Annotated in this window: 12 protein-coding genes and 1 pseudogene; 6 read left to right on the top strand and 7 right to left on the bottom strand. The window is 71.7% G+C overall.

The features are described from left to right. Positions 1-3 precede the first annotated feature (3 nt). A complete protein-coding gene (locus tag AB0367_RS08120; RefSeq protein WP_366225483.1) occupies positions 4-1,116 on the bottom strand; it encodes a serine hydrolase domain-containing protein in 1,113 nt (370 codons plus the stop codon). A 187-nt stretch (positions 1,117-1,303) separates the two neighbouring features. Between AB0367_RS08120 and AB0367_RS08115 the strand changes: the two genes are divergently transcribed. Continuing rightward, on the top strand, positions 1,304-1,687 hold the full coding sequence (locus AB0367_RS08115; protein WP_366225482.1) for a VOC family protein: 384 nt from the start codon (positions 1,304-1,306) through the stop codon (positions 1,685-1,687). A gap of 108 nt (positions 1,688-1,795) precedes the next feature. Here AB0367_RS08115 and zwf read toward each other — a convergent pair whose 3' ends face one another. Next, positions 1,796-3,298: a glucose-6-phosphate dehydrogenase gene (gene zwf, locus AB0367_RS08110; RefSeq protein ID WP_366225481.1), complete on the bottom strand. Its 1,503-nt coding sequence runs from the start codon at positions 3,296-3,298 to the stop codon at positions 1,796-1,798. Between the two features lie 348 nt (positions 3,299-3,646). On the opposite strand from zwf, the gene AB0367_RS08105 reads away from it, so the two are divergent. Then, the gene (locus tag AB0367_RS08105) at positions 3,647-4,567 is read left to right on the top strand and encodes an acyl-CoA desaturase (protein WP_366225480.1); all 921 of its coding nucleotides are present in this window, start codon (positions 3,647-3,649) and stop codon (positions 4,565-4,567) included. A 131-nt stretch (positions 4,568-4,698) separates the two neighbouring features. Here the strand turns inward: AB0367_RS08105 and AB0367_RS08100 are convergent, their stop codons facing one another. Together AB0367_RS08100 and AB0367_RS08095 are read right to left on the bottom strand one after the other, a co-directional pair. After that, positions 4,699-4,899, bottom strand: coding sequence for a DUF1918 domain-containing protein (locus tag AB0367_RS08100; RefSeq protein WP_366225479.1), 201 nt, complete (start codon positions 4,897-4,899; stop codon positions 4,699-4,701). 140 nt (positions 4,900-5,039) lie between these two features. Then, on the bottom strand, positions 5,040-6,128 hold the full coding sequence (locus AB0367_RS08095) for a substrate-binding domain-containing protein (protein ID WP_366225478.1): 1,089 nt from the start codon (positions 6,126-6,128) through the stop codon (positions 5,040-5,042). Positions 6,129-6,224: 96 nt separating this feature from the next. Here AB0367_RS08095 and AB0367_RS08090 point away from each other — a divergent pair, with 96 nt between their 5' ends. Beyond that, on the top strand, positions 6,225-8,471 hold the full coding sequence (locus AB0367_RS08090) for a glycoside hydrolase family 3 N-terminal domain-containing protein (protein ID WP_366225477.1): 2,247 nt from the start codon (positions 6,225-6,227) through the stop codon (positions 8,469-8,471). Positions 8,472-8,866: 395 nt separating this feature from the next. Here AB0367_RS08090 and AB0367_RS08085 read toward each other — a convergent pair whose 3' ends face one another. Continuing rightward, positions 8,867-9,193, bottom strand: coding sequence for a TfoX/Sxy family protein (locus AB0367_RS08085; protein ID WP_366225476.1), 327 nt, complete (start codon positions 9,191-9,193; stop codon positions 8,867-8,869). 208 nt (positions 9,194-9,401) lie between these two features. Between AB0367_RS08085 and AB0367_RS08080 the strand changes: the two genes are divergently transcribed. After that, on the top strand, positions 9,402-9,560 hold the full coding sequence (locus AB0367_RS08080) for a hypothetical protein (protein WP_366225475.1): 159 nt from the start codon (positions 9,402-9,404) through the stop codon (positions 9,558-9,560). A 19-nt stretch (positions 9,561-9,579) separates the two neighbouring features. On the opposite strand, the pseudogene AB0367_RS08075 reads toward AB0367_RS08080, so the two are convergent. Together AB0367_RS08075 and AB0367_RS08070 are read right to left on the bottom strand one after the other, a co-directional pair. Continuing rightward, positions 9,580-9,681: pseudogene (locus AB0367_RS08075) on the bottom strand (DNA-binding response regulator); the annotation flags it as partial. A gap of 5 nt (positions 9,682-9,686) precedes the next feature. Continuing rightward, positions 9,687-10,127, bottom strand: a complete 441-nt coding sequence (locus AB0367_RS08070; RefSeq protein WP_366225474.1) for an SRPBCC family protein — start codon at positions 10,125-10,127, stop codon at positions 9,687-9,689. A gap of 212 nt (positions 10,128-10,339) precedes the next feature. Here AB0367_RS08070 and AB0367_RS08065 point away from each other — a divergent pair, with 212 nt between their 5' ends. Next, on the top strand, positions 10,340-10,528 hold the full coding sequence (locus AB0367_RS08065) for a hypothetical protein (protein ID WP_366225473.1): 189 nt from the start codon (positions 10,340-10,342) through the stop codon (positions 10,526-10,528). A 222-nt stretch (positions 10,529-10,750) separates the two neighbouring features. After that, positions 10,751-13,504 (top strand): carbohydrate-binding protein, encoded by a 2,754-nt coding sequence (locus AB0367_RS08060; protein ID WP_366225472.1) that lies wholly within the window; start codon positions 10,751-10,753, stop codon positions 13,502-13,504. The last annotated feature ends 1 nt before the right edge of the window (position 13,505 follow it).

The raw sequence follows: 13,505 nt of genomic DNA, 5'->3' as shown, positions 1-13,505 counted from the left end.
ATCTCAGATATATCGCGCCACAATGGCGCTGATCGCCAGAAATGACGTGTAGTCGCCGGCCGTCACCCGGTTCTTCGCGACGGCGACCGCGATGCCCGTGGTCGGGTCGGCGAAAGCGGCGGTACCACCGCTGCCGGCCATACCGAAGAGAGCGGGGCTGTCGAGCGGGCCTTGGAAGCCGACGTCGTAGCCGAGGCCCCGCTTGACGGGGAAACCGAGCACCGCGTCGACTCCGCCCACCTCGACGGCACTGACCTGCGCGAACTGGTCTTGCGGGATCAGCCGTACGCCGTCGACAGGCCCGATCAACGCCGCGTACATGCGAGCGATGGCACGTGCCGACATCACACCGCCCGCAGGAATCTCGGAAGTGAGCACGTCGACCCGGTTGCAGTAGCCGGCGTCGGGCATCGCATGCGGCGGCGCCGCTGTCCAGCCGTCGAGGACGCGGAAGAACGGGACGGACTCGGCCATCGCCGCCGCCATCTCCGCGGTCAGGTGCTCGCCGTCGGCCTGCTCGTGCCGAGCCACCCGCCCGAGCTCATTCGGCGGTACCGCGAAGTACAACTCGTCAACGACCCCGAGCGGGCCGGCGACACGCTCCCGCATCTGTGTGGAGATGCTCTGCCCGGTCGCCCGGCGGACGAGCTCGCCGAGCAGGTAACCATACGACTGGGGGTGGTAGCCCGTCTGCGTCCCGGGCTCCCACCACGGCGTCGCCCCGGCGATCCGTCCACACATCTCGTCCCAGTCGCAGAGGTCTTCCGGCCTCGTATCCGCGGGCACGGCCGGCACACCGGCCGAATGGGTCAACACGTCGCGGACCGTCGTGCGGTCCTTGCCGTTGGCCGCGAACTCCGGCCACAGGTCGACGAGTGGTGTGTCGTAGCTGAGCGCGCCGGCCTTCACGAGAACGTGGACGACCGTCGACGTGAGCCCCTTCCCGGTCGAAGTCACGTGGAACAGCGTGTCAGAGGTGACGGGCCGACCGGTGTCCGCGTAGCCCGCGGTCGCGTCGACGATTCGTTCGCCGTGCCGGTAGACCGCCACCTGGAGCCCGCGTTCCTGGCCGGACGCGACGATCTGCTGGATGGCCTCGGTCACCTCTTGCTGCATGTCACGCATGTTCCCTCCGCTCGGAAAGGCCATTTGTGCCTATGCTCTGCGCCGGCGTTACGGAATTCTTACCGCCGAAGCGGGCCGGCGGCCGCTGTCGCCAGGGCGGCGGCGCGGTGTGCCCGGGCACCCGGCCGCTCGACGCGTGCGGGCTTTCGATGACTTCTGCCGCCGCATACTGCTGTGCGTGGCTCACTTCAGCAGGCTGTACACGATCGTCATCGACGCCCCGCGCCCCGACCACGCCGCCGCGGTGGCCTTCTGGTCGGACGCGGCCGGCGCCGACCTCCCGGTCATGGCGAAGTATCCGGAGTTCAACGGCGCGAAGCTGCCCAACCACGACATGCTGCTGCTGGTCCAGCAACTCGGCGATGGCCCCGCCCGCATCCACCTCGACTTCCACACCGACGACCTGGACGCGGAGGTCGCCCGCCTGGAGGCGCTGGGCGCCACCAGCCTGGAGCGCGCCGAGAACTGGCAGGTCATGCGCGATCCGGCCGGCCTGAACTTCTGCGTCGTCCTGGACCGCCCCGGCACCCTGTCCGAGGCCAACGCCACCCGCTGGGACTGACCCGCCGCACGCCGCCGACGACTCCCGCGCCGCGGCCGAGGCGGTGACCCGCCTGGCCGCGGCGGCGAATGTGAGGCGTCGAAGGAGGTCGCGGGGAAACAGGCCGGGTCAGGCCACCGTGTTGCGCCAGGCGCGGCCGCTGCGCTCGATCAGCCGGTTGGCATCCGTCGGGCCCCAGGAAGCGGCCTCGTACGTCGGGATCGGGCTCGTGTCCTCGGCCCAGCGCTCGATGATCGGATCGACGATCCGCCAGCACTGCTCGACCTCGTCGGAGCGGATGAACAGGGTCGTGTCGCCGATCAGCGCGTCGAGCAGCAGGCGCTCATACGCCTCCGGGGACTCCTCGCGGAACGTCTTGTCGTATGAGAAGTCCATGCTCGCCGAGCGGACCCGGAACGAGTGGCCGGGGACCTTCGCGCCGAAGCGCAGCGCGATGCCCTCGTCCGGCTGGATGCGCAGGATCAGGGCGTCCGGCTGCAGCTCGGTCAGTTGCGAGTCGGGGATCGGCAGGTGCGGCGGGCGCTGGAACTGCAGCGCCACCTCGGTGACACGGCTGGGCAGCCGCTTGCCGGTGCGCACGTAGAAGGGCACGCCCGCCCAGCGCCAGTTGTCCACGTCGAGACGCAGGGCCGCGTAGGTCTCGGTGCGCGAGAGCGGGTCGACACCGGGCTCCTCACGGTAGCCGGGCATGAGTTCCTCGCGGGTGCCGCCACGGGTGTACTGCCCGCGTACCGCGATGTCGTCGATGTCGCGGCCCCGGGGCAGGCGGATCGCCTGCAGCAGCTTCACCTTCTCGTTGCGCACCGCCTCGGCGGAGAACGACGCCGGGGGCTCCATGAGGGCCAGGGCGAGCACCTGCAGCACGTGGTTCTGCACGATGTCGCGCATCGCGCCGGCGTGCTCGTAGAAGCTGCCGCGGGTGCCGACGCCCAGGGTCTCGGCCACGGTGATCTGCACGTGGTCGACCCAGGTGCGGTTCCAGATCGGCTGGAAGATCGCGTTGGCGAAGCGCAGCGCGAGCACGTTCTGGACGGTGTCCTTGCCCAGGTAGTGGTCGATGCGGAAGACCTGCGACTCCTCGAAGGCGGCGTGCACGGTCTGGTCGAGCTGCCTGGCGCTGCCCTCGTCGTGCCCATACGGCTTCTCGATGACCAGCCGGGCGAACGAGCCGTCCCGGGCCTGGTGCAGGCCGGCGCCGGCGAGGCCGTTGATGACCAGCGGGAACGCCTCGGCCGGGGTGGACAGGTAGAACACCCGGTTGCCGGCGGTGCCGCGCTGCTCGTCGAGCTCGTCGAGCAGCACCGACAGGTTCTTGTAGGTCTCGGGATCGTCGTAGCCGCCGGCGATGTAGCGCACCCCACCGGTCAGCTGCGGCATGCCGGACAGTCCACGGTCGCCCAGCACGTTGTGGATGAACCGCTCGTCGTCCATGGGGGTGCGGGCCACGCCAACGACCGCGAACCGCTCGGTGAGCCGGCCGTGCCGGGCCAGGCTCTCGATCGCGGGGATCAGCTTGCGGCGCGTCAGGTCTCCGGAGGCGCCGAAGATGACCACCGTCGCCGGCGGGGCGTGCCGGTTGTCGGATTCCTGCAGGACCGTGTCGCTGGACATGGGATGCCTCTCCGTCGGACTCCGCCGTGACATTACGAGTCAACCGGAACGCGCAGCAACGATTCCGGAACGTGACCGGCGTCTCTGGCGGTCCCCTGACAAGCCTAGTCAGTACGTTAGGGCCTGGGGACGACCCCGCTCGCCACGACACCGACGGCTTGCCGGACGCCGCGTCCCGGCCGGTCGAGGCGGGCACTCAGTGAATGCGCAGAGCATCGAGCAGCGGAGCGTGAGGTACGCGATGTCGATCACACCGTGGCGGGAACGCGCCAATCACGTCACCTGAGCGTCGTGGGCTGGCATCCTGTTCGCGGGGTACCAGCCATGACCGGCGGCTACGGTCCGCGCATGACCACGGCGGTGAAGCCCCTCCTCGGCCGCAAGCGCCCCATCCCGGCGCACGTCGCGGTCTACGCGTTCGTCATCATCCCGTTCCTGGCGCTGCTCGCGGCGGTCCCGCTCGCCTGGGGCTGGGGGCTGGCCTGGCTGGACGTCATCCTGGCCGCGGCCTTCTACACCGTGACGTGTCTCGGCACGACGGTGGGTTTCCATCGGTACTTCACGCACGGCGCCTTCAAGGCCAAGCGCGCCCTGCGCATCGGCCTGGCCATCGTTGGCAGCATGTCGGTACAGGGCCCGATCCTGCACTGGGTCGCCGACCACCGCCGCCACCACGCCTTCTCCGACAAGGAGGGCGACCCGCACTCGCCGTGGCTGTTCGGCACCTCCCCCGGGGCGCTGGTGCGCGGCTTCTGGCACGCGCACCTGGGCTGGGTGCTCGAGCGCGACCTGACCAACCAGGAGCGCTTCGCCCCCGACCTGCTGGCCGACCGCGACATCCGCCTCGTGCACCGGCTGTTCGGCCCGCTCACGATCGTCACCCTCGCCGCACCGGCCCTGCTCGGCGGCCTCATCAGCTGGAGCTGGCAGGGCGCGGTGACGGCCTTCTTCTGGGCCGGCCTCGTCCGCGTCACCGCCCTGCACCACGTGACCTGGTCGGTGAACTCCGTGTGCCACATGATCGGCGAGCGCCCGTTCGCCGCCCGCGACCGCTCCGCGAACTTCTGGCCGCTCGCCCTGCTGAGCATGGGCGAGTCGTGGCACAACCTGCACCACGCCGACCCGACCTGCGCCCGCCACGGCGTGCTGCCCGGCCAGGTCGACGTCTCGGCCCGCGTCATCTGGCTGTTCGAGAAGGCCGGCTGGGCCTGGAACGTGCGCTGGCCGACCCCGCAGCGCCTGGCCCGCATCACCGCCATTCCCACGTAGCCGCGGCCCGCCGGTCAGGTGGCGCGCACGCCGAGGCCACCCGCCGCACCCGTCACGAGGGCCCGCCGGGCGCAGACGCGCCCGGCGTTGTCCGGCCCCGACCTGGCGCCGGCGCACCCCCCCGACGGCGGTCAGCGGGACTCGGTTGACTCCGCCGGCACGACGTGGGCGTCCGGGCCCGGGAAGACCAGGCCCTCGTGCCCGTCGAGCCAGCGTACGGTGTACGGCGGCGTGTGGTCGTCGCGCCGCACCTGGGTGATGACGCCCTCGCGGCGGGCGTCACCGACGTGAGCGCCCTCGACGATCAGGCGATCTCCGACGTTTGCGTGCATCGCTCCTCCTCGGTCGCTGTCGGCCGCACCCTTCCAGGATGCCCGGTCCGGAGGCCGGCCGGGCGGTTTCAGGGCAGGCGGCGGGATCCCGGAAAGCGGCATCCGCGAACCCGCGACCAGGCCGTCCTCATGGTGGACGGTCAGCTGACCGGCGGCGTCCCCGGGCACTGCCCGCCCGGCGGAGGGGCGGTCGACTCGCGGACCACCAGGTGGGTGGCGAGCTGGATGTGCAGCGAGTCGGGCACGCCGCCGCGGGCCATGGTGTGCAGGGTGCGCATGGCGACCCGGCCCATGTCCGCGATCGGCTGGTGAACCGTGGTCAACGGCGGCGAGGACAGCTTGGCCGGCTCGACGTCGTCGAAGCCGACGATGGACAGCTCCTGCGGCACCCGGCGGCCCAGCCGCCGGGCCGCCTCGAACACGCCGAACGCGGTGCCGTCGCAGGCGGCGAAGATCGCGGTCGGCGGGTCGGGCAGGCGCAGCAGCTCCAGGGCCATCCGGCAGCCGGCCTCGGCGGAGAAGCCGCCGTGCACGACCAGGGACGGGTCGGCCTCGACGCCGGCCAGTTCGAGGGCGTTGCGGTAGCCGTGCAGCCGCTCCCGCGACGCCGCGATCTGCGCGGGCAGGCCGGCGAAGCCGATGCGCCGGTGGCCCAGCGCCAGCAGGTGCTCGGTCGCCTGCGTCCCGCCGGCGAAGTTGGTCGAGGCGACGCTGGCCAGGCCGGCGCCGAGCGGGCCGGTGAGGTCCACCGAGACCAGCGGCAGGCCGAGCTCCTCCACCGTGCGGACCTGGCCGGCGGTGAGGGCCAGCGACACGACGATGACGCCTAGGCGGCGGCGGGCGGCGGAGCGCATCAGCCACGCGTCGCTCAGCGGCGTGCCCGACCCGCCGGCCTGGTCAAGCACGTCAACGACGACCTCGACGCCGAGGTCGCGGGCCGCGGTCAGGATGCCGTTGAGCACCTGCAGGGAATACATGCTGACCATCGAGTCGAACACGACGTCGACGGAGGTGTCGGCCTGTGCCTCGCGGGGGCCGGTGCTGGGCACGTAGCCGAGCGCGATGATCGTCTCCTCGACCCTGCGACGGGTCCGCGGATCGACGTTGGGGCGCCCGTTGAGCACCTTCGACGCAGTGGCCTTCGACACCCCGGCGGCCAGGGCGACGTCCTCCAGCGTGACGCGCGGATGCTGGTCGCCCATGCCGCCTCCCGAAACAGTTTCGCGCATTGACAGCAGCCTAGGTTACCAATAACGTCCCTATCAACCGGAAACACCGGAAAAAGTTTCGAGCAAGCTGGCAGAGGACGACGGATCGTGACGACTGTGACCGAGAGACTCCCGTACCAGGACGCGGCCCTGCCGGTCGAGGAGCGCGTCGAGGATCTCGTCCGGCGAATGACCCTCGTCGAGAAGGTCGGCCAGATGCTGCAGCTCGACGCCCGGCTCGACCTCGCCGACGCGGTGCTGAAGAGGACGGCCGGCTCGCTGCTGCACGCCTCCCCGGACCGCATCCGCGAGGCGATGGCCCTGGTGGAAGCCACCCGGCTGCGCATCCCGCTGCTCATGGCCGACGACTGCATCCACGGCCACGCGTTCTGGCCGGGCGCGACCGTGTTCCCGACCCAGCTCGGCATGGCCTGCACCTGGGACCCGGAGCTGGTCGAGCGTGCCGCGCGCGCGACCGCGACCGAGATCTCCACGACCGGGCTGCACTGGACGTTCTCGCCGGTGTTGTGCGTCGCCCGCGACCTGCGCTGGGGGCGCGTCGACGAGACGTTCGGCGAGGACCCGCACCTCGTCGGGGAGTTCGGCGCCGCGATGATCCGGGGATACCAGGGCGGCGGCCTGGGCGACACCACCGCGGTCCTCGCCACCGCCAAGCACTTCGCCGGCTACTCCGAGACCCAGGGCGGTCGCGACGCCAGCGAGGCCGACCTCACGCCCCGCAAGCTGCGCTCCTGGTTCCTGCCGCCGTTCGAGCGCGCGGTGCAGGCCGGCTGCGCCACGTTCATGCTCGGATACCAGGCGATCGACGGCGTCCCGGTCACCGCCAACCGCTGGCTGCTCGACGGCGTGCTCAAGCGCGAGTGGGGCTTCCCCGGCACCCTCGTCACCGACTGGGACAACGTCGGGCGGATGGTCTGGGAGCAGAAGGTCTGCGCCGACGACGTGGAGGCCGCCGTCGTCGCGGTCGAGTCCGGCAACGACCTGATCATGACCACCCCGGTCTTCTTCGAGGCCGCGCAGCAGGCCGTCGCCGAGGGCCGCCTCGCCGAGACGAAGATCGACGCGGCCGTGCGGCGCATCCTCCGCCTGAAGTTCGAGCTGGGCCTGTTCGAGAACCCCCGCGCCGCCGACCCGCAGCGCCAGGCCGCGGTCATCGGCAGCGCCCCGCACGCCGAGCTCAACCTGCGGCTCACCCGCCGCTCGCTGGTGCTGCTGCGCAACGATGGCACGCTGCCGCTGTCGGGTGCGGCCCGGCGCATCGCGGTCGTCGGCCCCAACGCCGACGACCCGCACGCCCAGCTCGGCGACTGGGCCGGCGCCTCAGGCCAGGTCGACTGGATGCCGGACGGGCAGCCGCGGGAGACGATCACGACCGTGCTCGACGGGCTGCGCGCGCTGGCCCCGCAGGGCTGGACGGTCGCGCACGCCCCGGGCGCGCAGATCGGCAGCCTGCAGCCTGACCCCGCCGGCAGCCACTTCCCCGACGGCCAGCCCCGCCCGCCGCTGTTCCAGCCCGCGCCCGCCGACCCGGCCGCGATCGCCGAGGCCGTCGCGCTCGCCGAGGCCAGCGACGCCGTCGTGGCGGTGCTCGGCGACAACGTGGCGCTGACCGGCGAGGGCAAGTCGACGGCGACGCTGGAGCTGCAGGGCGGCCAGCACGCGCTGCTCGACGCACTCGTCGCCACCGGCCGGCCGGTGATCGTCGTGCTGATCCAGTCCAAGCCGTCGACCCTGCCGCCGTCGGCCGACGGCGTCGCCGCGATCGTCGAGGCGTTCAACCCGGGCATGCAGGGCGGCCGGGCCGTCGCCGAGCTGCTGCTGGGGCTCATCGAGCCGGCCGGGCGCCTGCCGATCTCGTTCGCCCGGCACGCCGGGCAGCTGCCGGTGTATTACAACCAGATCCGCGGCCAGCACGGCGACCGCTACGCCGATCTGACCCAGGAGCCGCTGTTCGCCTTCGGCGAGGGCCTGTCGTATTCCACGGTCGAATACTCGGACCTGCGCGTCGAGCGCGACCGGGTGCCGGTCGGCGGGACCGTGCGGGCCCGGGTCACGGTGGCCAACACCGGCGCCCGGCCGTCGATCGAGACCGTGCAGGTGTATGTCAGCGACCTCGTCACCAGCGTCACCTGGGCCGAGCGCGAGCTGAAGGCGTTCCGCCAGGTCACCGTCGAGCCCGGGCAGCGGATCGAGGTCGAGGTCGAACTGCCGGCGGCGGCGTGCTCGCTGGTCACCGCCGACGGGCGCCGGGTCGTCGAGCCGGGCCGCTTCGAGCTGCTCGTCGGGCGCAGCTCCAAGCCCGCCGACCTGCTGCGGGCCGGCTTCGAGATCCTGCCGGGCTGATCGGGCCTCGGGGCGGCGAGTAAGGACAACACCGACCCGGGTCGTGCGCTCCGCCACCCGGTTGGCTTCACCGTGTCGCTGGCCGGCATGGCGCCGGGCTTCCTGATGACGCTGCCGACGACGCCGCGCGCGGCGGTGACGGGCCACGGCGGGTCCCCTGCCATGGCGGGCACGCACAGCGTCGGCGTGCCCGACGGCGGCCCGGCGATACCGGTCACCGGCTGGTCGACCACCGACGGCCGTCAGGGTGCTCGCCGGCACGGCGCTGGCCGTGCTCGCCGGCACCGCGCTGGCCGTGCTCACACGGCGCGGGAGCGGTCCGCGGAGCGCGGCCCAGCCCCGGCCGTCCAGGCCGGCGCAACGGCGGCTGAGATCCGCGCGTGTGCCCGGTCGCGTCACTTCGGCGGCAGGGTGGCGACGAAGGCGGTGGCCTCGGCGAGCCAGCGGTCGAGGTCCGCGTCGTCGAGATGGTCGCCGGCGACCAGGATCCAGCCGCGCATCGGGCGGCCGGTAATGTCGAACGGGCGGGTGCCGGGGCCGGTCAGGGCGGCGTCGCCGGTCTCGGGGCTCAGGCGGACGATCAGGTCGTCGCCGTGAATGCCGACGGTCATGTTGCCGTCGGTGAGGAACGCCAGGCCGCCGAACATGCGCTTCTCCGCCACGCCCAAGCGGTCCCGCAACCGCTCGCGGAGGCGGTCGGCCAGCACCTCGTCGTACGCCACGGGTGCCGAGTCTACGACCCGGTCGTCCCCTCGCCCTGGCTGAGCCGCACGCCCATCGCGCGCAGTCCGGCGCGGCCTGAGTGAACCCCCCGTGAATGCCCTCAGTGTGTTGCGATCGTCATTGCGTACCGCACGGAGCAGCTTCACTGAGTGTCACAGATCGGCTACGCTGAATGTCCAGCGTCCGGATGGGGAGGAATAGGCGACCATGGTCAAGAAGATCCTCAGATGGGGTGGCCTGGCGTTCCTGGTGTTCTTCGTCGCGTACCGTCCGCAGTCCGCGGCCAACGTGGTGGGTTCCATCGGCGGCAGCCTCCTCGACATCGCCAACGGCTTCGGCGACTTCTTCGCCTCGCTCGGCGGCTGACACCCCCGTCGACGGCTCTTCAGCCGACGGCGTCGTGGACGAGCAGGGCGATCCGCACGCGGTTGTTCAACGCCAGCTTGGCGAGCAGTCGCGATACGTGAGCCCTCACCGTGGGGACGCTCGTACTCAGCCCCGCTCAAGGCGGCGGCGCAGGGCGGCGAGGTCCTTGCGGTTCGCGGCGCGCACCGCCAGCGCGACCAACGGCCCCGCGAGGCGGCCGAGGCCGGCCGGCTCGCCGCGGTTGCGCATGGTCATCAGGGTGCCGCCGCCGGGGTGGTCCGCCCACGTGTACGTGGTCTCCATCGGGAACGGCCCCTCGGCGGTGCGCATCACCAGCCGCTCGGCGGCGGTGTACTCGACGATCTCGTAGGTGTAGACGAGCCGCCGGCCGAGGAAGCGGGCCACGAACGCCACCCGCGAGCCGAGGCGCACGGGCGGCGCGGTGCGCCACTCGACCGAGTCGATGTTGGCGTACCACTGCGGGGCGTTGCCCGGATCGGCGGCGTACGCGGCGACGACGTCGCGCGGCCGGCCGATCTCGATCTGGGTCAGCACGTCCACGGCCACGCCACCATCGTGCACCTCGCGCGGGGCGATCAGCGCCCGAGCGGCCCGAGCCTCATGCCCGGGTGAGCGCCGGACTCGACCTCCGCGACCGATCGCGGCGGCGAGGGTACCCCACCGAGGTGAGGGTTCGCCGCAACGCGGCCCGGGCGTTTATCGGTTGAGCTCATCGGCGAACGGGTGCCAGCCTGGCGGTTCCCGACGAAGGAGGCCGCATGACGCCGCCGTTCGAGCTGGTCGCGGTGGACCGGGCCGCGGCCGAGGGGCTCGTGCCGATCCTGCGCGACGCCGAGGAGGGCGACGAGCGGATCCGCGGCGCGCGAGGGCGGTGCGCTCGTCGGCGCGGCCGTCGTGCGCTGTCCGGCCGCCCATCCACGAGGACGGCATCCCCATGCTGGACATGATCGTCTTCTCATTCGACGCGTAAGGGCACGCGCCGGTCCACCACCGTCCGGGGATAGTCGAATTTTTGCCGAGGACGCTGCGAAAGATGACTCTTGACGGGCGACAGTTCGAAGCGTTGTATGCAAATACTTGCGTCAGTCGCGTTCCGAACCGCGCGTCGGCGGTGCGCTCACGGACCGCGAGGTACGCCGCTACGTACCGCAGGTCCGAGGAGGACTCCGATGAGACAACCATCGATCAATGCCGCGCGTCGCGCGCTGGCCCCGGCGGCCGCCGCCGCCCTGGCCGGCGCGCTGCTCGTGGCCGCACCGCCGGCACCGGCCACGGCCGCCGGCCCGGCCGCTGGGGCGAGCACACCCTTCACCAGCTACGAGGCCGAGGCCGGCACGCCCGGCGGCGGCGCCACCACCGTGTCGCTGACCGCTGCGCCGACCACGCAGTACTCCAGTCCCGCCCTGGAGGCGTCCGGCCACGCGTACGTACACCTGGCCGGCCCCGGCCAGCGCGTGCAGTGGACGAACACCACCGGCCGCCCGATCAGCGCGCTCGTCGTGCGCGCGAGCATCCCGGACTCTCCCACCGGCGGCGGGATCACCGCCACGCTCAACCTGTACGTCGACGGCGCGTTCCGCCAGGCCCTCAACCTCAGCTCGAAGCAGACCTGGGTCTACGAGGGCAACAACCACTACAACGACAGCAGCGACCAGAACCCCGCCGACGGCAATCCGCGCGTCTTCTTCGACGAGGCCAGCACGTTCGTCACCGGAGCGCCGATCGCGCCGGGCGCCACGTTCACGCTGCAGAAGGACGCCGCGAACACCGCGTCGTACTACGACATCGACGTCGTCGACGTGGAGAACCCGCCGGGGCCCATCGCCCAGCCGGCGAACTCCATCTCCATCACCTCCTGCGGCGCGGTGCCCGACAACGCGGGCGTGGACAGCACCACGGCCATCCAGAACTGCATCGACCAGGCGCAGGCCCAGGGGAGGATCCTGTGGATCCCGGCCGGGACGTTCTACCTGAAGGGCACGAACGGCCTGCACGCGCAGGGGATCACCATCGCCGGCGCGGGGCCCTGGTACAGCACCGTTTATCGCGCGGTACCGCTGCCGAACAACACCCCGCTCGGCGCGATCTTCCAGGTGACGTCGTGCACGGTGAAGGACTTCCACGTCGACTCCAACGCCACCAGCCGGGCCACGGCCGACGGCGCCGGCGGCGCGATGGACACCACCGGCACCAACTGGGTCGCCGACAACATCTGGACCCAGCACACCCTGTCGGGCTTCTGGGCCTCCGGCACCGGCGGTACTGTCCGCAACAGCCGGCTCACCACGATCTGGGCCGACGGCATCAACCTCAACAACGTCTCGCTGAACAACTCGGTCGGCAACAACCTGTCCGCGACGAACAACTTCGTGCGCGGCACCGGCGACGACGGCATAGCCATCAACTCCGTCAACTACAACACCGACGGCAACGGCAACCGGACGTACTACACCCCGATGTCCAACGCGTCGTTCACCCGCAACACGGTGATCGCGCCGTGGGGCGGCAAGGGCATCGGCATCTACGGCGGCAGCGGGCACGACGTGCAGTACAACGCGATCAGCGACACGGCGCGCTACATCGGCCTCGGCGCCGGCCGGTTCGGCGTCAACGGCAGCGACCTGCTCGGCGCCACCGTCAACGGCAACGTCGTGACGCGCTCCGGCGGCAACGGCTACAACCAGGGCCAGCCGGCGCTGCAGGTCGGCAACGGCGGTGACGGCCAGAACGTCGGCGTCGTCGATCGGGTCACCGTCACCAACAACACCGTCGTCGACGCGCTCTACGACGGCATCGGCTTCTCCACGTCGACGAACACCCAGCTGCAGAACAACACCGTCACGTCGCCGTGGCGCAACGGGATCGTCGTCGCGCCGCCGTTCTACCCGGCGCCGAGCGGCTCGGCCGCCATCACCGGCAACACGGTCACCGGGCTGCGTGCCGGGGCGTCGGCGTACCTGAACAATTCCGGCGGCTTCGCCGCGACGCTGAGCGGCAACAGCTGGCAGGGCGGCGGCGGGCCGGTCCAGGCCCCGTACGGCGGCACCCCCGCCGCGATCCCCGGCACGGTCCAGGCCGAGAACTACGACACCGGCGGTCAGGGCCTGGCCTACAACGTCACGTCGGTCAACGGCTCCGGCAACGCCTACCGCGCCGACGGTGTCGACCTGGAGGCCACCTCCGACACCGGCGGCGGCTACAACCTCGGCTGGACCAGCGGTGGCCAGTGGTTCCGCTACACCGTCAACGTGGCCGCCGCGGGTGCCTACACGCTCAGTGCCCGGGTCGCCGCGCCGAGTGCCGTGACCGGCGCCCTGCACCTGGCCGACGCCTCCGGCACCAACCTCACCGGCGCGGTGAACCTCCCGGCGACCGGCGGCTGGCAGACCTGGGCCACCGTCACCGCGACGCTCACCCTGCCGGCCGGCACCCAGGTGCTGACCCTCGCCGAGGACAACGGCGGCTGGAACATCAACAGCCTGCAGTTCACCGCGGCCGGCGCGACGACCCCGACGAACCTGGCCGCGGGCCGGCCGACCACCGAGTCGTCGCACAACCAGGCGTACGCCTCGTCGAACGTCACCGACGGCAACCAGGGCAGCTACTGGGAGAGCGCCAACAACGCGTTCCCGCAGTGGGTCCAGGTCGACCTGGGCTCGGCCCGCCAGGCCAGCCGGGTCGTGCTGCAGCTGCCGGCGTCGTGGGGCTCCCGCAACCAGACGCTGACGCTGCAGGCCTCGGCCGACGGATCGTCGTTCGTCACGGTGGCGGCGTCCGCGACGTACACGTTCTCCCCCGCGTCGAACAACACCGTCACGATCACCTTCCCCGCGGCGACGCAGCGGTACTGGCGGGTGACGATCGGCGCGAACACCGGCTGGCCGGCGGGCCAGCTCTCGGAGTTCCAGGTCTGGAACCAGTAGC

The sequence above is a fragment of the Dactylosporangium sp. NPDC051484 genome (genome assembly GCF_040689395.1).
Taxonomy (GTDB): domain Bacteria; phylum Actinomycetota; class Actinomycetes; order Mycobacteriales; family Micromonosporaceae; genus Dactylosporangium.
The sequence above is the reverse complement of the archived record's forward strand: the minus strand, read 5'-3'. Positions and strand labels throughout refer to the sequence as shown.

Coding starts and splice junctions, on each gene's coding strand:
- AB0367_RS08120 (WP_366225483.1), bottom strand. CDS start 1,116: ATGCAGCAAGAGGTGACCGAGGCCATCCAGCAGATCGTCGCGTCCGGC.
- zwf (WP_366225481.1), bottom strand. CDS start 3,298: ATGTCCAGCGACACGGTCCTGCAGGAATCCGACAACCGGCACGCCCCG.
- AB0367_RS08105 (WP_366225480.1), top strand. CDS start 3,647: ATGACCACGGCGGTGAAGCCCCTCCTCGGCCGCAAGCGCCCCATCCCG.
- AB0367_RS08100 (WP_366225479.1), bottom strand. CDS start 4,899: ATGCACGCAAACGTCGGAGATCGCCTGATCGTCGAGGGCGCTCACGTC.
- AB0367_RS08095 (WP_366225478.1), bottom strand. CDS start 6,128: ATGCGCGAAACTGTTTCGGGAGGCGGCATGGGCGACCAGCATCCGCGC.
- AB0367_RS08080 (WP_366225475.1), top strand. CDS start 9,402: ATGGTCAAGAAGATCCTCAGATGGGGTGGCCTGGCGTTCCTGGTGTTC.
- AB0367_RS08065 (WP_366225473.1), top strand. CDS start 10,340: ATGACGCCGCCGTTCGAGCTGGTCGCGGTGGACCGGGCCGCGGCCGAG.
- AB0367_RS08060 (WP_366225472.1), top strand. CDS start 10,751: ATGAGACAACCATCGATCAATGCCGCGCGTCGCGCGCTGGCCCCGGCG.